Here is a 22,708-nt window from a genome sequence, read left to right on the forward strand (position 1 = left end):
GAGCATGGCCACCGGACCCATCGAAACACATCTCCACCGTTCCTTCAACTGGGAAAACGGCGCCCCCGGGCCCCAGGAGGGGCCACGGGGGCGTTCGGCTAGGTGCGGGAACGGCCTATTTGCTCAATGTGTTCGGCTGAGATCGGAAATCAACCCTTGCATTGTGGAATTCGGGGGCTTTGTCATATCCATTTCAAAAGAGCCTGCTGCCGCGATTTGACTGTCGCATAATGCAAGGCCATTGCGGTACCGAGCTATGGAAAGACGCCTGCGGAATTGTCCTACCGATAAGCGGACAAGCCTCCGGCTGGTGCCTTCGCCGTGGTAAGGTAAGCCGAATTGTTTCCAGGCTGTTTCGGGGGAGTGGAATGAGCAAAGAGTGCGTCGAGCAGGTCGAAGGCGCAGGAGCTTCGGTGCCGATGACCGATATATCGAACATTGATGTGCCCGAGGGCACCGACGAGCTCAGCCGCAGCACCCGCCGTGCATGGCGCGACCGCCTGAACAGCGCTTCGACGCGCAAGTTGATCATGGGCGTCTTGGCTACGCTGGTGGGCGGTTCGTTTTGGGGCTTCTCGGGCACCAGCGCGAGTTTTCTGTTCGATACCTATCACGTCGACACCTTGTGGCTTATGAGCGTGCGCCAGATTCTCGCCGGTCTACTCTTTATGGCCGTGGTTGTTACGCGCGACCGCGAGCGCCTGATTAAGCTCTGGACCACAGCCGCCGATCGCAAGCAGCTGCTGCTCTTTACCGCCTTTGGCCTGCTGTTCAATCAGTTTTGCTATCTTTCGGCCGTGCGTCTGACGAACGCCGGAACTGCGACGGTGCTCCAGTGCCTGCAGCTCGTTATCATCATGGGCTACACCTGCGTGACCGGTCGCCGCATGCCGCGTACTCGCGAAGTCATCGGCATCGGTCTGGCTCTGGGTGGCACCTTTTTAATCGCCACCGGTGGCAACCCCACCAGCCTGAATATCTCGCCGCTCGGCCTGATCGCGGGTCTCATGTGTGCGGTCAGCGCTACATGCATGGCGGTGATTCCCGCCAAGATCCTGCCCGAATACGGCAGCCCCATCGTCACGGGCTCGGCAATGCTTACGGCGGGCGTGGTCTCGTGTTTCTTCGTGCAGCCTTGGGCGCATATGCCGGCGCTCGACGCTGCCGGCGTCGAGGCGCTCGCGGTGTTCGTGGTTATCGGCTCGTTTTTTGCTTACATGCTCTATATGCAGGGCGTTAAGGACATCGGCTCGGTACGTGCGAGCCTCATCGGAACTGTGGAGCCGGTTTCGGCGACCATCACCAGCGCCGTTATGCTGGGCACGGTGTTTTTGCCGACCGACCTTATCGGCTTTGCCATGATCATCGTGATGATGTTCCTCACGGTGTAGCTGGCGCCGCCGCCAAGACAGAAAAGGTGTTGTGCCACATTTTCGCCAATTGATGTCCGTGTCTGGAGTTTAGCTGTCGATGCCCAAAATGCCATAAACTAGCAACGTTATGGACTTTTTCATTGCGACTCAATTGCGAGGATTTCTTTATGGCTGGTAATCACTTTAAGAGCAGCGATAGCGGCCGTCCTGCAGTTCCGCCGCGTCCGAACGGGGCTGGTAAGGCCGGCACGCCGGGCGGCGCTGGACAGGGCGGTTCTGGTAAGCGCGTGTCCCCGGGCGAGACGGCGATGTTTACCGCTCTGTACGAGCAGTCTCAAAAGGCAAAAAAGACCGGCCGTGCAAGAGGGAATGTCTTTGCGGGCGGTGCAACCTCCACGTCGCAGCCGAGCGGGGCTCCTTCGGCACCTGCGAACAACGCAGGTGCTGTCAACGCCGCGAATACCGACGGCAACGTTAATGCCGGCAGGGCCGCCAACAATACTCCCTCTTCCGGTGGCGTGGGGCTTACGGGTAACCTTGGCACGATTTACACCGGCGCCTCCGAGACTGGCACGTTCGCCCGCCTGGATGATAGCGGTGTCGAGTTTGCGGGCTCGGGTTCCAAGGAAGATTATTACGATTTTGGCTTGAACTACGGTGGCGACGCTTCGTCGAGTTCGACCTCTGACGGTCTGGTCCGTCATCGCCATCGCAAGGGCGAGCGCAAAAAGCGTCACACTGGCGCCATTATTGCCGCTGTAGTCGTGGTGCTTCTCGTTGCGCTTGGCGCAAGCGGCTTTATGCTGCTTAACTCGGCAAAGACCGTAAAGAGCGAAGCGAAGGAGGCTGTCGAGATCGTCGGTGGCCTTAAGGACAAGGTCACGTCGGGCGATTTTTCGACGCTGCCTGACGACGCGAAGAAGATCGATGAGCTCTGCGACAGCATGAAGGCGGAGACCTCGAGCCCGCTGTGGACGGCGGCTTCGTTTATCCCGGTGTATGGCAGCGATATCAATGCGGCCCGCACCATGATCGACGCCCTGTCCGATGTCTCGAGCAACGCGCTGGTTCCCATGGCCGATAACCTTTCGCAGGCAACGCCCGGCAAGCTGTTCCAGGATGGGACAATCAATGTGTCCGCGCTGCAGGCGGTCGCCGATTCGCTCTCCGATAGTTCGAAGGTGTTCAAGAGTGCCAACGAGAAGATCCAGAGCATTGGCGATACTCATATTTCCCAGGTGACCGAGCTGGTCGATAAGGCCAAGGCCGGCTTTGCCACCCTCAACGGCGCGGTCGACGCGGCGGAGAAGGTCGCCCCCGTCCTTCCCCAGATGCTCGGTGCCAACGGCCAGACGCGTCATTATCTTGTGCTCGCGATGAGCAATGTTGAGATCCGTGCCTGCGGCGGTTTCCCCGGTTCTCGCGGCGTGATGTCGGTGACTGACGGTAAGCTCGAACTGGGCGATTTTGTCAAAGTCGACATGATGAAAGAGCCTTTGAGCCCGCTTCCCATCACCGATGAAGAGGCAAACTTGTTCACGACCGGATGGGGCCTGACCGGATTCAACACGCTCGGATACACGATGGGCGACGTTACGATGACGCCCGATTATCCGCGTGCGGCTCAGCTTGCCAGCGATATGCAGAAGGCCATTGTCGGAGATGACATCGATGGCGTATTTGCAGTTGATCCGGTATTTTTGCAGTATATGCTCGGCATTGTGGGCGGCACGCAGCTTCCCGACGGCACCGTTGTCGATGGAAGCAACGCCGCAAAGGTGCTGCTGCACGATATTTATTGGAATTACCCGGTAGAGGAACAGGACGCCATTTTTGCGGCCGTCGCCGGATCGGCTTTTAACAAAATTGTGAACGAACTGGGGTCCAGCGATATTACTAAGATCGCTGCCGCCATCGAAAAGGGTGCTTCCGAGGGTCGCATCCTCATGTATTCGAGAAACGATGACGAGGAAAAGGCCGCGAAGGCCCTTGGAATATCGGGCGCCCTCCAAACCGATACGTCGGAGGCTCCGATCTTGGGCGTCTATGTGAACAACTACAGCTATTCAAAGATGGATTGGTTCCTCGATAAGCGAGTCACCATCGATTCTTCGGTTGAAAATGCCGATGGCTCGACGACGTATCGAGTGACCACCACGCTCAAGAACACGATGACCCCCCAGGAGAAGGCCGAGATGCCTGGTTATTTCCAGGGCCATAACGGCATTAGCCAGGATATTGATGATGAGGTGCTGAGGCTTTATCTCTATGCTCCTGCGGGAGGCAGCATTTCGGACATCAAGACTTCGGGCTCCGGTTCTATCGAAATGAACGAAGCGACGCACGATGGCCTGAAGGTTGCATGGGGCGGTGTCCACATGCTTCTTGGACAAGACATAAAGGTCGAGTACACGGTCACGACTTCGAAGGACTCTGGGCACAAAGAGCTTAAGATTCGCACCACGCCAACCGCTCAAACGTTCGAACAGGATAAGTAAGATATGAAGTACTTTGGCACCGACGGCTTTCGCGGCGAGGCCAACGTTGGGCTGACGGTAGAGCACGCTTATAAGATTGGCCGTTTTGTGGGCTGGTATTACGGCGCCAACCGCAAGCGCAAGGCGCGCGTGATCGTGGGCAAGGACACGCGTCGTTCGAGCTACATGTTCGAGGCGGCGCTGGTGAGCGGCTTGGTCGCGAGCGGCGCGGACGCCTACATGCTGCACGTGATCCCGACGCCGGGCGTGGCGCATCAGACCGTGGAGGGCTGCTTCGATTGCGGCATCATGATCAGCGCGAGCCACAATCCGTTTTGCGATAACGGCATTAAGCTCGTCAACAGCGACGGTTTTAAGATGGACGAGGACGTGCTGGAGCTCATCGAGGACTATATCGATGGCAAGAGCGAGGTGCCGCTGGCCACGGGCAACCACATTGGCGCCACGGTCGATTACATGCAGGGCCGCAACCGCTATATTGCCTCGCTCATCGCGAGTGCGAACTTTTCGCTCCAGGGCGTCAAGATCGGCATCGACTGCGCCAACGGCTCGGCGTCCTCGGTGGCCAAGCCGGTGTTCGACGCGCTGGGCGCCGATGTGCGCGTAATCAACGCCGCACCCGATGGTTTTAACATCAATGTCGACTGCGGTTCCACGCATATGGAGCGCCTACAGCGCCACGTGGTGGAGCAGGGCCTGGACGTGGGCTTTGCTTACGACGGCGATGCCGACCGCTGCCTGGCCGTGGATGAGCGCGGTCGTGTGGTTGACGGCGACCAGATCCTGTACGTGTGCGGCGTGTACCTGAACAAGCACGGTCGCCTTTCGGGCGGTACCGTGGTGCCGACCATTGCCAGCAACTTTGGCCTGATCAAGTCGTTGGAGCTTGCCGGTCTGAGTGCCGTGACCAGCGGCGTGGGCGACCGTCATGTGTATGCCAAGATGCGCGAGGGCGGCTACAGCCTGGGCGGCGAGCAGACGGGCCATACGATCTTTGGCGATATCGAGTGCACGGGCGACGGCATTATGACCTCGCTGCGCGTGATGGAAGTGATTCGCGCCGAGCGCGAGACGCTCTCGCAGCTTACGGTTCCGTGCAAGCTACTGCCGCAGGCTCAGGTTGCCGTGCGCGTGGGCGACAAGGATGCCGCGCTCGAGAATATGGGCGTGCAGGCTGCCATCGCCGAGGCTGAGGCCGCGCTGGCGGGCGAGGGCCGCGTGCTCGTGCGCAAGAGCGGAACCGAGTCAGTGATCCGCGTGCTGGCTGAGGCTCCGGACCAATCGGCCGCCGACGCCGCCATGAAGCGCATCGCCAACGCACTGGAGGCCCTTTAGTTACGCGGTTTTACCAAACCGCGTAACTGCTCGACGCTGCAAACGGACCCAAGCGGCAATCTGACGTTCAATTTCAAGGGCGCGACCAGAAGGTCAGCGCTCTTTCATTTCACGTCACCTTGCTCGCTTGGGGCCGTTTTCGCTGACGTTGCCAGGACATCGGCGTCAACATGGTTGACGTTCAAAGAGTAGTCATTTAAGAACGTCCCCAATGACTAGGTGGAAAAAGGGGGCGCCGCGGATAGATCCTGCGGCGCCCCTTTGCGCTGCGTGTTGCTTAAGCTTTACAGCTGGTACAGCGTGGTGAACTTGTCCTGCAGGTAGCTGCAGTAGTAATGGGCGTCAAAGGTCATGCCGCAGGCGCCCTTGATGAGCTCCGGCGCGTCCTTGGCGCGGCCCCACTGCCAAATGTGCTCGCCCAGCCAGGCACGGACGGGCGCCAGATCGCCGTCCGCGCAGGCACCGGTAAGGTCGACGCCGTCGCGGCACATGGCCGGCACAAACATGGCGTCGTAGGCGCTGCCCAGCGCATAGGTGGGGAAGTAGCCAAACGAACCGCCGCTCCAGTGCGTATCCTGCAGGCAGCCGTGCGTGTCGTCGGGAACGGGAATGCCCAGGTACTCATTCATGAAGTGGTTCCAAAGCGCGGGGATGTCCCTGGCCGTGGCCTCGCCGGCAAACAGCATGCGCTCAATCTGGTAGCGCACCATAATATGCAGCGGGTAGGTGAGCTCGTCGGCCTCGGTGCGGATCAACGACGGCTGCGCGATGTTCACGGCGCGGTAGAGCGTGTCCTCGTCCACGCTGCCATAGACCTCGGGTGCGTGGCGGCGCAGTACCTCGAGCAACGGGCCCATAAAGGCGCGGCTGCGGCCCACGGTGTTTTCGAAAAAGCGGCTCTGGCTCTCATGGATGCCCATGGAGGTTCCACCCTCCAGGCACGTGCGCGCATAGGCAGGATTGACGCCCAGCTCGTACATGGCGTGCCCCGCCTCGTGGATAATGCTGTAGACGTTGGAGATACAGTCGTCCTCGTAGATGTGCGTCGCGATGCGCGCATCACCCACGGCAAAGCCCTCACTAAAAGGGTGCTCGGTAAAGGCAAGCGTGGTGTCGTCCAGGTCAAGGCCGACGAGCTTCATCAGGTCGAAGCTCACGGCACGCTGGGCAGCCTCGGGCACGTGGGCGTGAAAAAAGTCGGCATCGGGCTGCTGGCCGCGCTCGCCGATGGCGTGCACGAGCGGCACAACCGTCGCCGTGACCTCATCGCAAAACGCATCGAAGCTCTTGGCGGAAAGGCCGCGCTCGTACTGGTCGAGCCAAACATCGTATGGGTCGCGCTTGGGGTCCATGAGCTCGGCTTGATGCTTAAGCTGGGTGATGATTCTATCCACATAGGGCTCAAAGCTTGCCCAGTCATTGGCCGTCTTAGCCTTGTGCCACACGGCGTCCGCCTCGCAGGTGAGCCTGGTCCAAGCCTCGGCCTCCTCGGTGGGAATGGCGCTGGCCTCGCGCTGGTCGCGGCCGAGCACACGGATTTCATCGAGCAGCTGCGGGTCGTCGATCTTGCCGCCGGCGACGGTCCCGCGTGCCAGCGAGTGCACAAGATCAACAGACTTTTTGCTGGTCAACAGCTTGTGATGCTCGCCGGCAAGGGTGCCCATGGCGTCGGCACGGGCGGCAGCACCGTTGGCGGGAGCAATCGTCGCGCCGTCAAACTCGGCAATTTTGAGCAGGTACTCGCGGGTCCACAGCTTGCCCTCGAGCTTGCGGAATTTTTTGACGGCCTTGTCGACCTTCATGCCTTTGGGCGTCTTGCCCGCTGCGGCCTTGACCTTCTTATCGTTCTTTTTTCCCATACCATATCCTTAATCTCGCGAGCCGAGCGCCGCAAGCGGGTGCACGGCCAGTTTGCACAGCTACCTGCCTTGTACCCAGCGCGAGCAAAACGGAACGCGGCGATACGCCCACACAATGTGGTATCCTATAGCCCAATGCGTTGACGGAGAGGGTTTTGCCCGCCGCGTCGCCGGCAAGAGAGGGAAGGTCATGGGCTGCAAGCCTTCCTGCGGTGACAAGGGCCAAGCGTTCACTCCCGAGCAGCGACCTCAACGGGCGCGCGGCCAGCGGCGGCGATGTCCCCAGTAGGGAAGCCGTGAGCCTCGCGACAAGGGGCAAAGAGTGGGCGCGGCGGGCCAGACATCCGTCGGGTCAAACAAGGTGGTACCGCGGAATTCAACCGTCCTTGGGCAATGCACATGCCCGAGGACGGTTTTTTGTTACCGAACCGGGCCGCGTTTTCGCAACGTCAGACGGCGGCAGCCGCCTCGGCAAGCGGGGAGCGTGAGAGACGAAAGGGAAGACATGAGTCTGATTGATGACCTGGTCAAACTCGAGGAAGAGGCCAAGGAGCTCGTCGCAGGCGCCGACGACACCGCCAAGCTCGAGGCCGCGCGCGTTGAGCTGCTCGGCCGCAAGGGCCGCATCACCGGCCTGATGCGCATGATGGGCAAGCTCGCCCCCGAGGATCGTCCCGTGATGGGCAAGCGCGCCAACGAGATGCGCCAGCTGATCGAGGGCATGCTCGACGAGCGCACGATCGAGATGAAGGCCGCCGCCCTCAAGCACGCACTCGAGCACGAGGCCGTCGACATCACGCTGCCGGGCATCCGTCCGCAGATCGGCCACCAGCACCTGATCAAGCAGATCATCGAGGAGGCCGAGGACATCTTCTGCGGCATCGGCTACACCGTCGAGTCCGGCCCCATGGTCGACACCTCCTACTACAACTTCACTGCGCTCAATGCTCCCATGGATCACCCGAGCCGCTCGGCCCGCGATACCTTCTACGTGGTCGACAACAACCCCGGCAGCGTCGCGCACCCCGAGGCGCACGCCCATGGTGAGTCCGACGTATTGCTGCGCACCCAAACTTCGGGCGTGCAGATCCACACCATGGAGTCGCAAAAGCCGCCCATCTACATGATCTGCCCGGGCACCGTCTATCGTCCCGACACGGCCGACGCCTGCCACCTGCCGCAGTTCAACCAGATCGAGGGCCTGGTCGTCGACGAGGGTATTACCTTTGGCGATCTTAAGGGTACGCTCGACTACTTTGTTAAGTGCATGTTTGGCGAGGACCGCAAGACGCGCTACCGTCCGCACTTCTTCCCCTTCACCGAGCCTTCCTGCGAGGTGGACGTGAGCTGCCACGTCTGCGGCGGCAAGGGCTGCAACTTCTGCAAGCACAGCGGCTGGATCGAGATTCTGGGCTGCGGCATGGTCGACCCCAACGTCCTGATCAACTGTGGCATCGACCCCGAGAAGTACACCGGCTTCGCCTTTGGTATTGGCGCCGAGCGCGTCGCGGCCCTGCGCTACGACCTGCCCGACCTCAGAACTCTCATGACGGGCGATATGCGCTTCTTGAATCAGTTCTAGGCTGCGGCTTGCCCAAGCACGGCACCTCGGCGCTCATTCGTCGCTTGCGTACCAAAGTACGCGGCGCTCCTCTTTCGGGCCGATCTGCCGCACTTGGACAACCCTCGCTTTGTAAGGAATGTTCACAAAGTTGAAGTTTCCACCTGCATCTCTTCGCAGGCTTTCAGTATGAAAGGAGAGCTAGATGCGTGTTTCTTACGACTGGCTCAAGACCATGATCGATATTCCGGAGGATCCCAAGACCCTTTCGGACGAATATATCCGTACCGGCACCGAGGTCGAGGCGATCGACACCGTGGGCGAGTCCTTCGACCACGTGGTGACTGCCAAGGTGCTCACCAAGACCCCGCACCCCGATAGCGACCACATGTATGTGTGCTCGGTCGATGTGGGTGACAAGAATCTCGATACCGACGGCAACCCCGCTCCGCTGCAGATCGTCTGCGGCGCGCAGAACTTCGAGGCCGGCGACCACATCGTCACGGCCATGATTGGCGCTGTCCTGCCCGGCGACGTCAAGATCAAGAAGAGCAAGCTTCGCGGCGTCGTGTCCATGGGCATGAACTGTTCCTCGCGCGAGCTCGGTCTGGGCGGCGACCACTCCGGCATCATGATCCTGCCCGAGGACACGCCCTGCGGCATGCCGTTTGCCGAGTACGTGGGCTCGAGCGACACCGTGCTCGACTGCGAGATCACGCCCAACCGTCCCGATTGCCTGTCCATGATCGGCATGGCCCGCGAGACCGGCGCCATCTTCGACCGCGATTTCCACGTTGAGCTGCCTGCCATCAAGGTCGAGACCGGCCGCGCGACCGACGACGAGCTTTCCGTCGAGATCGCCGATGAGGGCCTGTGCGACCGCTATGTCGCCCGCATCGTGCGCAACGTGAAGGTCGGTCCGTCGCCAGACTGGATGGTCAAGCGCCTCAACGCCCTGGGTGTGCGCCCGCACAACAACATCGTCGACATCACCAACTACGTGATGATGCTCACCGGTCAGCCGCTGCACGCCTTTGACCTGTCTACCTTTGCCGAGCGCGATGGCCACCGTCGCGTGGTGGTTCGCGCCGCCCAGCAGGATGAGAAGTTCACGACGCTCGACGGCGAGGAGCGTACGCTTGACGCCGGCATGGGCCTCATCACCGATGGCGAGCGTCCCGTGGCGCTGGCCGGCGTTATGGGTGGCATGGATTCCGAGATCGAGGACGACACCGTCGACGTGATGGTCGAGAGTGCCTGCTTCAACGCCGGTCGCACCTCGCACACCAGCCGCGACCTGTCGCTGATCTCGGATGCCTCCATTCGCTTTGAGCGCCAGGTCGACGAGACCGGCTGCGTGGATGTCGCCAACGTCACGTGCGCGCTTATCGAGGAGATCGCCGGCGGCGAGGTCGCTCCCGGCTACGTCGACGTTTTCCCCGCGCCCAAGCCCATCGGCAGCATCAAGCTGCGCCTGGCCCGCGTGCATGCCATCTGCGGTGCCGACATCGAGCCCGAGTTTATCGAGCGTTCGCTCACCCGTCTGGGCTGCACTGTCGAGCGCGACGGCGAGGACTTCATGGTCACCCCGCCGAGTTTCCGTCCCGACCTGCCGCGCGAGATTGACCTGATTGAGGAGGTCCTGCGCCTGTGGGGCATGGGCCGCGTGACGGCGACCATCCCGGCTGCTAAGAACCACATCGGCGGCCTGACCCGCGAGCAGAAGCTCACCCGCAAGGTCGGCGAGATCCTGCGCGCCTGCGGCCTCAACGAGACCACGACTTTTGGCTTTGCCGCCCCGGGCGACCTGGAGAAGATCGGTATGTCCACCGAGGGCCGCGGTTGCCCCGTGGTGCTCATGAACCCGCTGGTAGCCGAGCAGACCGAGATGCGTCGTTCGCTGCTGCCGGGCCTGCTGCAGTCCGTGGCCTACAACGAGGCCCACGGTACGCCCAACGTGCACCTGTACGAGGTCGGGAGCCTGTTCCACGGCCGCGCGAACGCCAGCCTGCCCAAGGAGACCAAGTCCGTGGCGGGCGTGCTCTCGGGCCAGTGGAGCGATCAGTCCTGGAATATGAAGTACCGCAAGCTGCGCTTCTTCTTTGGCAAGGGCATTGTCGAGGAGCTGCTCGCCCAGTTGCGCATCGAGAAGGTGCGCTTCCGTCCCGTCGAGGGCGAGGGCTACGCTTTCTTGCAGCCGGGTCGTGCGGCCGAGGTTCTGTCCGGCGGCACCGTGCTGGGCTGGGTCGGCGAGATTCACCCCGAGGCGCGCGAGGCGATGGGCATCGATGAGGTCGTCGTTGCCTTTGAGCTCGATCTGGACAAGCTGATCAAGGGCGCCCGCAACCAGGAGAACTACCGCGAGTTCTCGCAGTACCCTGCCGTTGAGCACGACCTTGCTATCGTGGTCGACAACGCTGTGACCTGCGAGGATCTTGAGCGCCGTATTACCAGCGCCGGCGGCAAGCTGCTCGAGGGCGTGCGCCTGTTCGACGTCTACCGCGATCCGGTCCGCGTGGGCGTGGGCAAAAAGTCCATGGCCTTTGCGCTTACGTATCGCTCCGACGACCACACGCTCACCAGCGAGGAGGTCGAGAAGGCGCACCAGAAGATCGTCACCAAGGTGTGCAAGGGCGTAAACGGCGAGGTCCGCGGCTAGAGCTTGCGCCGGGAGCGCAGGGCCTAGTGGCGGTTGCTTTTGGGTCCTGCTGACCGCGGTGTTTGGAAAAGGCATCGCTGAGCCTTCATATGTTACATATGTATTGCAAAACGGCGTGCTGCTTTGTTGGCGGCGCGCCGGTTTGCTATGATAGCCCGCGGCGTGTTACGAATCTGACAATACGTAACACTGACAAGGTGATTCAAGCGGCGTCGCAATTCCGTGCGCCGACAACCGGGAGGCGTACATGCACATTCCAGATAACTATCTATCCCCGCAAACCGATGCCGTCATGGCGGTGGCGATGGTGCCTGTTTGGGTCCACTGCATCAAGAAGGTGCGCGCCACGCTCGATCGCGAGCACATGGCGTTCCTGGGCATTTGCGCCGCATTCTCCTTTTTGCTCATGATGTTCAACGTGCCGCTGCCTGGCGGCACCACTGGTCACGCTGTTGGCGGCTCGCTCATCGCGCTGCTGCTGGGCCCCGAGGCTGCTGCCATTGCCGTCTCGGTTGCACTCGCGCTGCAGGCGCTGCTGTTTGGCGACGGCGGCGTTCTGTCCTTTGGCGCCAACTGCTTTAACATGGCCTTTGTGCTGCCGTTCGTCGCTGCTATCGTGTTCCGTGCGCTCAACAGCCGTCTGCACGACAAGAGCTGGGGCACCTCGGTTTCTGCCATCGTGGGCGGTTGGGTCGGCCTGTGCCTGGCGGCCCTGTGCGCGGCGATCGAGTTTGGCATTCAGCCGATGCTCTTCACCAACGCCTCGGGTGCTCCGCTTTACTGCCCCTTCCCGCTGTCCGTGGCTATTCCGGCCATGTTGATCCCGCATATGCTGGTTGCCGGCGTAGTCGAGGGCGTAGCGACGGCCGCCATCTACGGTTTCATTAAGAAGACGGCGCCGAGCGTTATCGTTGGCCCCGAGGCTTCCGACGGCATGCTGAACGCCGAGGGCGCAACCGCCAAGAAGACCTCGCTGGTCCCCACGCTCATCTTGGTTGCCGTGCTTGTCGTGGCCACGCCGCTGGGCCTGCTGGCCACGGGTGACGCCTGGGGTGAGTGGGACGCCGAGGGCGCCGCGACCGCCGTTCAGGAGGCTGGCGACGACAGCCTGCAGGCTTCGGTCGGTCTCGATACCCCGACCTTTGCCGATTCCCTGCCCACGGGCGATTACCTGCAGGCCTATTCCGAGGAGCAGGGTTTTGACTTTGCCGGCCAGGCTGCCATGTATATCCTGTCCGGTGTGATTGGCGTGGCGGTGCTCACCATAGCATTCCGCCTGATCTCGCTGACGGTTAAGGAAAACTGAGCGCATGCAGATGGTCGAGCTGCCTAGCTGGCTTGCGGCCGAGCAGCGTTACGAGCCCACGGGCGCTCGTCATCGCGGGATGCAAAAGAACGTCCTGCACCTGGCGAGCCTGCTTGAGCGGGTCCGCCTGGGCGGTGGCGCACACAAGGGCGGGTCGATAATCGACCGCGCCCTTTCTTTCGTTTCGGCCCCGGTACGCCTGGTTGGGATGTTCGTCTGCGTTCTGTGCGTGTGTCTGACGCAAAGCCCGCTGTATCTGATGTTGATGGCGGCGATCGCGTTGGTGCTGGTCGCGGTGCGCCCCGCACGCGGGCTGCGCGCGACCTTTGTACCGGCGCTCGGCGCCACGGGGCTTGCGGTGGTTCTGGCGCTGCCTGCCCTGCTGCTGGGCGCGTCTGCCACGGGTGCCATGCTCAAGATCGCGCTCAAGACGTTTATTAATGTGTCGCTGGTGCTGGGCGTTTCGTGGACCCTCACGTGGAGCCGCATGTCGGCGGCGCTCAAGATGCTGCATCTACCCGACGAAGTTATCTTTACGTTCGATATGGCGCTCAAGCATATCGAGGTGCTGGGCCGCACGGCGCATGATCTGTGCGAATCGGTCATGCTGCGCAGCGTGGGTCGTGTGCCTGCGGGTTTTTCGCGCACTGACTCGCTGGCGGGTATCATGGGCATGACGTTTATCAAGGCGATGGAATGCAGCCACGCGATGGACGAGGCCATGCTGTGCCGCGGCTTTGCCGGCGTGTATCCGGCGCCTGCACGGAGCGGCTTTGGCTGGCGCGACGCGGTTTATGCGGCTGCCGTGGCGCTGTTTGCGGTGCTGTGCGCTGTGCTGTAGTGCTGGCGGTCGGACCGTCGATATGAATAGGGAAGGGCGACGTTTTGACGATCGATATGAATAGTGCGGCGGGCACGAACGGTGCGGGCGGCGCCGAGGTCGCGCCGCTCATCGAGCTGCGCGACGTGGTGTTTTCCTATGCGGGGCATACGGTTGTCGATGGTGTGTCGCTGCAGGTCGATCGTGGGGAGCTCGTTGCCCTGCTCGGTCCCAACGGCTGCGGTAAGACGACGATTATGCGCCTTATTAACGGCCTTGAACTCGCGGATGCAGGGGCATATCTGTTTGACGGGCACGTGATCGATGCGGCGTTTCTAAAGGATTCCGCGGCCGCTCAGCGTTTTCATCAGCGCGTGGGCTTTGTGTTCCAGAATGCCGACGCCCAGCTGTTCTGCGCTACGGTGGGCGAGGAAGTTACTTTTGGTCCCGCGCAGATGGGGCTGCCGGCAGACGAGCTCGAGTGTCGCGTGCGCGATGCCATGGGGCTGTTCCAGGTTGCTGACCTTGCCGACGCCTCTCCCTATCAGCTCTCGGGCGGGCAAAAGAAGCGCGTTGCGCTCGCTGCGGTGGTGTCGATGAACCCGGATATCTTGATCCTCGACGAGCCTACCAATGGGCTCGACGAGGATTCATGCGACATCGTGGTCAACTTCTTGCTGGCCTACGTCGCGGCGGGTAAGACGGTCTTGATGAGTACGCATCACCAGGATTTGGTGCGACGCCTGGGTGCCCGTGCAATCTATATCGATCGATATCACCATGTGGTCGAGGCGCCTTCGCCGTCGTATGGAACCGAAAGCGGTGCTACGAACTAGTTGCTGCGTAGAGCGTGCGTAGCCGCCCGCGCGGCTTTGCCGTGATGGTATAGTTATCCAGGTTTTTTATGGGGGTGGCTATGCCAAGCTGGAACATTCATATCGCTCAGACGGAGCGTTTGCTGGAGCGCACCGGTGCGCTTGCCGATAGCGTGCGCGACCGCAATGCCTTTTTGTTTGGCTGCGTGGTTCCGGATATCTTCGTGGGCTATATGGTCCCTGGCATCTCCGATCCCATCCCGTACCGCATTACGCACTTTGCCAAGCCTGAGCCTATCCCAAAGCCTCGTGAGCATGAGTTCTGGGATACCTATGTGGCACCGTTGCTTAAAAGTTCGCCCACCGGTGCACCGGCCGCGGCGACCTCGATTATCGAGGAACGCGAGCGACTGAACCGCGTGCACTATCCCCAGCGCTACAAGGATGCCGAGCCGGTTGCCGGTCCCGGCGCCTGCGAGTTCTCGCTTGCGTCCGAGGACGTGGCGCAGTCGCTGCTCGATTTAACGCTGGGCGTCTGGTCACATCTGGTGGCCGACACGGTATGGAACACGCGTGTGAACCAGTATCTGGAGGCGCACGGCGGCAAGCCGTGTGAGGAGTTCCGCATTAAAAAGCAAGGCGATTTCGACTGGTTTGGTAAGACGCTGGGCATTGTTTCCATTCCGCGTGCGACTGATCGCCTGTATACCGCTGCGACGCGTTTTGGGCAGTATCCCATCCATAAGGAGTATGTGCTCAAGACCATCGGCGTCATGCACGAGATTGTACGTGAAAACCCCGGAGAGCCCGATCATCCGCCGTATCGCCTGTTAACTGAGGAGTTCTTCAACGCAACGTTTACCGAGGTTGTCGAGCTGACCGAGACGGGTTTTGCCGCCCGTGTCGAATCGCCCGATGTGCCTGCGCTGCCCCTGATCACTAGCTGCTAGCTGGCCGGCCCGGCAGTGAATAGCTCATCCCAATCGACAAGTAGCTCTTGCCGCAGGGCATCTTCGCTGGCGCGTTCCTGATCGGTCTTTGGGATGTAGGGGAGCCCCGCCTTTTTATGGATGAGCTCGGCGATGTTGTTTAAGCTCTTCGCGTCTTTGATTTGCTCATAGGTTATCTGGATAACGTCATAGCCCATGCTGGTGAGGGCGGTGGTGCGCTCGGCATCGGAGAGACTTGCGGCTTCGCCATCGTGGGCGGAGCGGCCTTGGCATTCAAGGATAACGCCCATGCTGTCGGTGCTGCTTTCTATGAGGATGTCAGCGTAGCAGCAGGTTTTGTCATACAGTGAGCGCGCGGCGTCGCTGAGTGGGATGCGCACGTTGTTTGCGATGTTGATGCCCATGCCGCCCTCGTTGCGGGGGAGCGAGACAAGCATGGAGGTCTGTACTTCGAAGGGCGAGGCGGTCTGCCCCGTCATGTGCTCGGCCGCCCAGCGCAGTTGTTTAACGCCGCGCAGGCCTGCGGCCTGCTTGGCGAACGCGGAGATATCCGCTGCGGAAAGAAGCGGCGTGCGCTTCCACAAATTGGTGTCATTGCCGTTGTTGTCGACAACGCGTTTCCAACCACAGTCAGGCGGAATGAACTTAAGCGAAATAGCTTCATCAAGTTGTTGTTGCGTTCGCTCGCAGGGCCTAAACACTGCAAAGGAGCCGCACATCTCGTAGCAAGCCATGAGTAGCTGGTTGCGTGAGACCTGCGTAGAAAGGTTGAGCAGTGTGAACTCCGGGGATGTGACATCAAACCCATGCTCAGTCTGCCTAAACGACCCGGGAGGCGGCTCTTGGGTTAGCAGACGGCTGTGAAATAGCTTTCCGTTCGCGCGCTGTTTTCTTTCGCCTACGAATCTCCAAACTGGTGTGCCGAGCAAGTCTTTAAATACTGGTTGTTTTGAGTAATGCACCAAGCGATGGTCATGGTCGGGCGGCAGGATTGCCGGATAGAGTCCCAGTATCTGGGGTGGGATGCGATAGTACTGAAAAGCCGTGGGTCCGCAAGCAAGAAATGACATAGCGATCCGATCGTTTGAGCGGTGATTGGGCTAGAAAAACTATCCGTTTCGGAAGTGCGGGGAAAAAGACAAATAGGTCAGGCACAAGCGGTATTTAAGCCAACTTTATCAGGGGTTTTATTGAAATAAAAGGGCTTGTGCTCGGGGGTAAGCAATTTTTCCCCGCACTTCCGAAAACACGGTCGATTCGGCTCTTGCTAAAACGATTTAGCAGCGTCGGGTAAGGTGTGGTTTTGCCACCGGGCGAACACTTTTAGCGTTTGGGACTTTATTTTTGGGGCCTCGAAGGGTGGATTTCGCGCTTTTGGTAAAGAAATGAGTGCGTGTTTTGCCGTGTGTCGGCATTGGCACAGAAAAAGGACTCGGAAGGCATTGCCTTCCGAGTCCTTTACAATGCAAATCTGCTTGCAAGTAAGACTTAGCGCACCTGAGCGACGTAAGCGACGTTGGTCGAGGAGACTTTGTCCTCGAGCTGGACGCTCATGCGGGGATCGCCGGCGGTGGCGACGGTCAGATCGCCGGTCTCGACGTAGCCGAGCTCCTTAGCGGTCTCGATCGCCTTGACGATCGTGCCATTGACGGTGCCCTGCGTGATGGCAGCCTGATGCGGGATAACGCCCCAGTACATGATCATCTGCTGGACGGCCCACTCGTGGCGGGAGAATGCGCAGATCGGCATATTGGGACGGAAGTGCGAGATCAGGCGAGCGGTACGACCGGTGGTCGTCGGCACGGTGATGCACTTGGCGCCAACGGTGGTGGCCATGTTCACAGCGGACAGGCCCACAACGTTGTTAACGACACGGGTGCCGTGAGCATCAGCCGGAACCTCGAGCGGAGCGTGGGCCGGGAGGTACTTCTCGGTCTCGAGAGCAATGCAGGCCTGCATCTTAACAGCCTCGACCGGGTACTTACCGGCAGCGGACTCGCCAGAGAGCATAACGGCGTCGGTGCCGTCGTAGATGGCGTTAGCAACGTCGGCAACCTCGGCGCGCGTCGGGCGCGGGTTCTGCTGCATGGAGTCAAGCATCTGCGTAGCGGTGATGACGGGCTTGTAGGCCGCGTTGCACTTGGCGATGATCTCCTTCTGGATGTGGGGAACGAGCTCGGGCTTGATCTCGATGCCCAGGTCGCCACGGGCGACCATGATGCCGTCGGAAGCCTCGAGGATATCGTCGAAGTTCTCGACGCCCAGGGCGCACTCGATCTTCGGGAAGATCGTCACGTGCTCGCCACCGTTCTCGCGGCAAAGCTTGCGGATGCCGCGGACGGACTCGCCGTCGCGGATGAAGGAAGCGGCAATGTAGTCGATGTTCTCGGTCAGGCCGAAGAGGATGTCCTGACGATCGCGCTCGGTGATGGCGGGCAGCGAGATGTTGACGTTGGGCATGTTGACGCCCTTGCGCTCGCCGATCAGGCCGTCGTTCTTAACGACGCAGGTCATGTCCTGGCCGCTGACGGACTCGACCTCGAGGGCAACCAGGCCGTCATCGATCAGGATGAGGGAGCCCTTCTCGACCTCGGAGGGCAGAGCCAGGTAGTCGAGGGAGATGTGCTCAGCGGTGCCGTGGAAATCCTCGGACGTGGGCTGAGCGGTGACGACGATCTTGTCGCCGGTCTTGACGGCAACCTTCTTGCCGTCGACCAAAAGGCCGGTGCGGACCTCGGGGCCCTTGGTGTCGAGCAAGATGCCGACGGGCATGCCGAGCTCCTTGGAAATACGGCGGACGCGCTCGATGCGATCGTGGTGCTCGTCGTAGGAGCCGTGCGAGAAGTTAAAACGGGCGACGTTCATGCCCGCCTTGATCATCTCGCGGATGGTCTCGTCGCTATCGCAGGCGGGACCCATGGTGCATACAATCTTGGTGCGCTTGTACATTCAGACCTCCATCTGACATCGTCTTGCGCTGATAGATAAACCATAAGAAATAAAACCGAGATGATTATAACGAAATGCCGACCGAATACCCCAAAAAATCGCCCGCATGCCGAATTAGAAGTTCATTTTTTGCAGGAAAACGGTATATGAAAAATCTTTATCAACCGTTCTAACCGCTGCTATCTGGGCGATATTTCAGTTTGACGATGCGCCGAAGAAAAAGCGTTTTATCAATGTCGAACATCACACGGTCTGCACCGTTGCTTACAGTCCGTATTTCCAAATGGATTGTTTTGGCTAGACGCGCTGCTTTGGGGTACCATAGCTCCACTATCAACTGCCGCTCAGCACGGCAGCCTTGATGAGCCCTTGCCCTTCTCCTGGGAATTATGATCGGGCATCAATCTGCTGAGTGGCCCGAATCCCAGGAGGGGACTCTATATGCAAAAGGAATACCTGTCCGCCGCGGCGGAGGTGCTCAGCGACCAAGGTGTCGACGAGGACCTCGGCTTGAGCACCGGCGAGGCGTCATCGCGTCTTGCCAAGACAGGCCCTAACAAGCTTGAGGAAGCCGAGAAGACACCGCTGTGGAAGCGGTTCTTTGAGCAGATGGCCGACCCCATGGTCATCATGTTGATCGCGGCCGCGGTTATCAGCGCGCTCACGGGCATGGTCAAGGGCGAGCCCGATTTTGCCGACGTCGCCATCATCATGTTCGTCGTTATCGTCAACTCGGTGCTGGGCGTGGTCCAGGAGGCTAAAAGCGAGGAGGCCCTCGAGGCGCTGCAGGAGATGAGCGCAGCGCAGTCCAAGGTGCTGCGCGACGGCAAGCTCGTGCACCTGCCAAGCTCCGAGCTCGTGCCCGGCGACGTGATCATGCTCGAGGCCGGCGATTCCGTCCCGGCCGACTGCCGCGTCCTCGAGAGCGCCACGATGAAGATCGAGGAGGCCGCACTCACCGGCGAGTCCGTGCCGGTCGAGAAGCACGCCAACGTGATCGAGCTCGCCGCGGGCACCGACGACGTGCCGCTCGGCGACCGCAAGAACATGTGCTACATGGGTTCCACCGTGGTGTACGGCCGTGGTCGCGCCGTCGTGGTCGGCACCGGTATGAACACCGAGATGGGCAAGATTGCCGGCGCCCTGGCCGAGGCCAAGGAAGAGCTCACACCGCTGCAGGTGAAGCTTGCCGAGCTCAGCCGCATCCTCACCATTATGGTGCTCGTCATCTGCGTCGTGATCTTTGGCGTTGACATCCTCCGCCACGGTGTGGGCAACGTCCTTACCGACCCGACTGCCCTGCTCGACACCTTTATGGTTGCCGTCTCGCTCGCCGTCGCCGCCATCCCCGAGGGCCTGGTCGCCGTCGTGACCATCGTCCTTTCGCTCGGCGTGACCAAGATGGCCAAGCGCCAGGCGATCATCCGCAAACTCTCTGCCGTCGAGACCCTTGGCTGCACACAGACCATTTGCTCCGACAAGACCGGTACCCTTACCCAGAACAAGATGACCGTCGTCAAGCACGAGCTCGCCGCGCCCAAGGAGAAGTTCCTAGCCGGCATGGCGCTGTGCTCCGATGCCCAGTGGGACGAGGAGCTGGGCGAGGCCGTGGGCGAGCCGACCGAGTGCGCACTCGTCAATGATGCCGGCAAGGCTGGTCTTACTGGCCTGACTGCCGAGCACCCGCGCGTGGGCGAGGCGCCGTTCGACTCGGGCCGTAAGATGATGTCCGTGGTCGTCGAGACCCTGGACGGCGAGTACGAGCAGTACACCAAGGGCGCGCCCGACGTGGTGATCGGCCTGTGCACCCACATCTATGACGGTGAGAAGGTCGTTCCGCTGACTGAGGAGCGCCGCGCCGAGCTCGTGGCAGCCAACAAGGCCATGGCCGACGAGGCCCTGCGCGTGCTGGCACTGGCGAGCCGCACCTACGCCGAGGTTCCCGCCGACTGCAGCCCCGCTGCGCTCGAGCACGATCTGGTCTTCTGCGGCCTGTCCGGCATGATCGACCCGGTCCGTCCCGAGGTGGCTGACGCTATCCGCGAGGCACACGACGCCGGTATCCGCACCGTCATGATCACGGGCGACCACATCGACACCGCCGTGGCCATCGCGAAGCAGCTGGGCATCGTCGCCTATCGCAGCCAGGCCATTACCGGTGCCGACCTCGATCGCATGAGTGACGAGGAGCTCGATGCACACATCGAGGACTACGGCGTGTACGCCCGCGTCCAGCCCGAGCACAAGACCCGTATCGTCGAGGCTTGGAAGTCGCGTGACCAGATCGTCGCCATGACGGGCGACGGCGTCAACGACGCCCCGTCCATCAAGCGCGCCGACATCGGCGTGGGTATGGGCATCACCGGCACCGACGTTACCAAGAACGTCGCCGACATGGTGCTTGCCGACGATAACTTCGCCACCATCATCGGTGCCTGCGAAGAGGGTCGCCGTATCTACGACAACATCCGCAAGGTCATCCAGTTCCTGCTTTCGGCCAACCTTGCCGAGGTCTTCTCGGTGTTTATCGCCACGCTCATCGGCTTTACCATCTTTCAACCGGTGCAGCTGCTGTGGGTGAACCTGGTCACCGACTGTTTCCCCGCGCTCGCGCTGGGCATGGAGGATGCCGAGGGCGACATCATGAAGCGCAAGCCGCGCAACGCCAAGGACGGCGTCTTTGCCGGCAATATGGGTCTGGACTGCGTGGTCCAGGGCCTGATCATCACCGTGCTGGTGCTGGCGAGCTTCTTTGTGGGCGTGTACTTTGACATGGGTTACATCCACATCGCCGATATGATCGCCGGCAATGCCGACGAGGAAGGCGTGATGATGGCCTTCATCACGCTCAACATGGTCGAGATCTTCCACTGCTTCAATATGCGCAGCCGTCGCACGTCGCTGTTTAAGATGAAGAAGCAGAACAAGTGGCTGTGGGCATCGGCCGCGCTGGCGTTGGTGCTGACGGTGATCGTGACCGTGCAGCCGACGCTTGCCGAGATGTTCTTTGGCCCCGTGACGCTTGAGCTCAAGGGCGTTATCGCCGCGCTGGGTCTGGCCTTCCTGATCATTCCGCTGATGGAGATCTACAAGGCGATCATGCGCGCGGTCGAAAAAGAGTAACGTTCCTGTCCGGGCCCGTCCGCCTGCGGGGTTTCCACGGGCACGTCCTCGCCGCTTTGCGGCTGCGGGATGTGCCCTTAGGAAACCCCTCCCGGCGGGCGGGCCCTGCGGTATCCTTGCTGGCTTTTCTCCCGCGCGGATGATAAAGGGCTGAGGGAAAGTGTGTGAGTCGGTCGAGCAGTTGCTCGACCGACTCTTTTTTATGGGTAAAATACCTGCTCAGTTGTGATTTTTGGTGCTGGGAGGCGTTTGTGGCTAAGGCTAAGGCGAAGGCGAAGAAAAAGACGACGGGGGCGCGGGCCAAGCGCGATCGTCGTCGAAAGCTTGCGACCGAAGCCCCTGCATCTGCTGAGGAGCTGCTGGCAAGCGTGCCGGGACTCGATGCGCTGCAGGATGTTCCGGCGTTCGATGACCTGCCGGTCGATGATGCTCAGCGGGCTGCCTTCGATGATTTTTGCACCCATGCCGAGAAGCCCGAGCAGATGCAGCTGGGCGCCGTGGTGCGCCTGGATCGCGGGTTTCCGCTGGTGGCGACTGCCGGTGATACCTTCCGTGCCGAGCATGCCGTGGGGTTTGCCAAGTCGCGTGGCGAGGACGAAGTTCTGCTGCCCGCCGTGGGCGACCGCGTGGCGGTGCGTCGTGCGCCCGGGCATGACATGGGCGTAATCGAGTGCGTGCTGCCACGCCGTACGAGTTTTGAGCGTTGGCGCGGACGCGCTCGCGGTGAGCGCCAGGTGCTTTGTTCCAACGTGGATAGCGTGCTGATTGTGCAGGCGCTCGGCGCCGGCGAGGTGCTGCTCGACCGCGTGGCGCGCTCACTGGTGTTGGCACTCGACTGCGACGCCGAGCCGGTGGTGGTACTCACCAAGGCCGACCGCTGCGAGGCCGATGAGCTCGAGCGCGATCTGGACCGCGTGCGCCGTCTGGTGGGTCCGGACGTGCACGTAATCGTGACGTCTTCTGCCGAGGGCCTCGGCCTGGACGAGGTGCGCGCCTGCGTGCCGGCTGGGAGCTGTGCCATGATCTTGGGCGAGTCGGGCGCCGGCAAGTCAACGCTGCTCAATGCGTTGCTGGGCCACGATGCACTGGCCACTGGCGGCGTGCGCGAGCGTGATGACCAAGGTCGCCATACCACGGTTGCGCGTGTGATGGTGGCACTGCCGGGCGACGCCGGCGTGATCGCCGATGCCCCGGGCCTGCGCAGTCTGCCGCTCGTGGGACATGAGCGGGGTCTGGCGCGTGCCTTCCCCGAGATCGTCGAGGCGTCGCACGCGTGCCGGTTTGGCGATTGCACGCACACCCATGAGCCGGGTTGTGCCGTTCGCGAGGCCGAGGACGCGGGACAGATCGACAGCCAGCGCCTGGAGACGTTCCAAAACCTGGCGTCATCCATGCGCGTGAGTGCCCAAATGCTCGACCCCGATGTCCATCTGTAATTGATTTTTCCTATGACAGCCGTC

The 22,708-nt window shown here is 61.2% G+C and carries 14 protein-coding genes; 11 read left to right on the forward strand and 3 right to left on the reverse strand.

The window, feature by feature from the left end; genetic code table 11:
- Window positions 1-368: 368 nt before the first annotated feature.
- The 3 genes from GT495_RS07560 (at window position 369) to glmM (ending at window position 5,206) form a co-directional block, all read left to right on the forward strand.
- Window positions 369-1,391, forward strand: coding sequence for a DMT family transporter (locus GT495_RS07560; RefSeq protein ID WP_192924188.1), 1,023 nt, complete (start codon window positions 369-371; stop codon window positions 1,389-1,391).
- Window positions 1,392-1,540: 149 nt separating this feature from the next.
- Complete coding sequence (locus GT495_RS07565) at window positions 1,541-3,871, forward strand: DUF4012 domain-containing protein (RefSeq protein WP_161162172.1); 2,331 nt, start codon at window positions 1,541-1,543, stop codon at window positions 3,869-3,871.
- Window positions 3,872-3,874: 3 nt separating this feature from the next.
- Window positions 3,875-5,206 (forward strand): phosphoglucosamine mutase, encoded by a 1,332-nt coding sequence (gene glmM / locus GT495_RS07570; protein ID WP_161162171.1) that lies wholly within the window; start codon window positions 3,875-3,877, stop codon window positions 5,204-5,206.
- A gap of 284 nt (window positions 5,207-5,490) precedes the next feature.
- Here the strand turns inward: glmM and GT495_RS07575 are convergent, their stop codons facing one another.
- Window positions 5,491-7,065: a carboxypeptidase M32 gene (locus tag GT495_RS07575; protein WP_161162170.1), complete on the reverse strand. Its 1,575-nt coding sequence runs from the start codon at window positions 7,063-7,065 to the stop codon at window positions 5,491-5,493.
- Window positions 7,066-7,570: 505 nt separating this feature from the next.
- On the opposite strand from GT495_RS07575, the gene pheS reads away from it, so the two are divergent.
- From pheS to GT495_RS07605, 6 genes are all read left to right on the forward strand, one after another.
- Window positions 7,571-8,647 carry a phenylalanine--tRNA ligase subunit alpha gene (pheS, locus tag GT495_RS07580; RefSeq protein WP_161162169.1) on the forward strand — a complete coding sequence of 359 codons (1,077 nt, stop codon included), beginning with the start codon at window positions 7,571-7,573 and terminating at the stop codon, window positions 8,645-8,647.
- Between the two features lie 184 nt (window positions 8,648-8,831).
- A complete protein-coding gene (gene pheT / locus GT495_RS07585) occupies window positions 8,832-11,285 on the forward strand; it encodes a phenylalanine--tRNA ligase subunit beta (protein WP_161162168.1) in 2,454 nt (817 codons plus the stop codon).
- 247 nt (window positions 11,286-11,532) lie between these two features.
- Entirely contained in the window at window positions 11,533-12,591 is a 1,059-nt protein-coding gene (gene cbiM, locus GT495_RS07590; protein ID WP_161162167.1) for a cobalt transporter CbiM, read from the forward strand.
- Window positions 12,592-12,595: 4 nt separating this feature from the next.
- On the forward strand, window positions 12,596-13,432 hold the full coding sequence (locus GT495_RS07595) for an energy-coupling factor transporter transmembrane protein EcfT (protein ID WP_161162166.1): 837 nt from the start codon (window positions 12,596-12,598) through the stop codon (window positions 13,430-13,432).
- 44 nt (window positions 13,433-13,476) lie between these two features.
- Window positions 13,477-14,247, forward strand: a complete 771-nt coding sequence (locus GT495_RS07600; RefSeq protein WP_161162165.1) for an energy-coupling factor ABC transporter ATP-binding protein — start codon at window positions 13,477-13,479, stop codon at window positions 14,245-14,247.
- An 80-nt stretch (window positions 14,248-14,327) separates the two neighbouring features.
- Window positions 14,328-15,176: a hypothetical protein gene (locus GT495_RS07605; RefSeq protein ID WP_161162164.1), complete on the forward strand. Its 849-nt coding sequence runs from the start codon at window positions 14,328-14,330 to the stop codon at window positions 15,174-15,176.
- Here GT495_RS07605 and GT495_RS07610 read toward each other — a convergent pair.
- Together GT495_RS07610 and pyk are read right to left on the reverse strand one after the other, a co-directional pair.
- Entirely contained in the window at window positions 15,173-16,246 is a 1,074-nt protein-coding gene (locus GT495_RS07610) for a hypothetical protein (RefSeq protein ID WP_161162163.1), read from the reverse strand. The genes GT495_RS07605 and GT495_RS07610 overlap by 4 nt on opposite strands.
- Window positions 16,247-16,664: 418 nt before the next feature.
- Window positions 16,665-18,125, reverse strand: coding sequence for a pyruvate kinase (gene pyk, locus GT495_RS07615; protein ID WP_156597667.1), 1,461 nt, complete (start codon window positions 18,123-18,125; stop codon window positions 16,665-16,667).
- Window positions 18,126-18,566: 441 nt separating this feature from the next.
- Here pyk and GT495_RS07620 point away from each other — a divergent pair, with 441 nt between their 5' ends.
- Together GT495_RS07620 and rsgA are read left to right on the forward strand one after the other, a co-directional pair.
- Window positions 18,567-21,248 (forward strand): cation-translocating P-type ATPase, encoded by a 2,682-nt coding sequence (locus tag GT495_RS07620; protein WP_161162162.1) that lies wholly within the window; start codon window positions 18,567-18,569, stop codon window positions 21,246-21,248.
- Between the two features lie 482 nt (window positions 21,249-21,730).
- Window positions 21,731-22,684: a ribosome small subunit-dependent GTPase A gene (gene rsgA, locus GT495_RS07625; protein ID WP_192924189.1), complete on the forward strand. Its 954-nt coding sequence runs from the start codon at window positions 21,731-21,733 to the stop codon at window positions 22,682-22,684.
- Window positions 22,685-22,708 lie beyond the last annotated feature (24 nt).

Source organism: Collinsella sp. BIOML-A6 (assembly GCF_009875845.1).
Taxonomy (GTDB): Bacteria; Actinomycetota; Coriobacteriia; order Coriobacteriales; family Coriobacteriaceae; genus Collinsella; species Collinsella aerofaciens_H.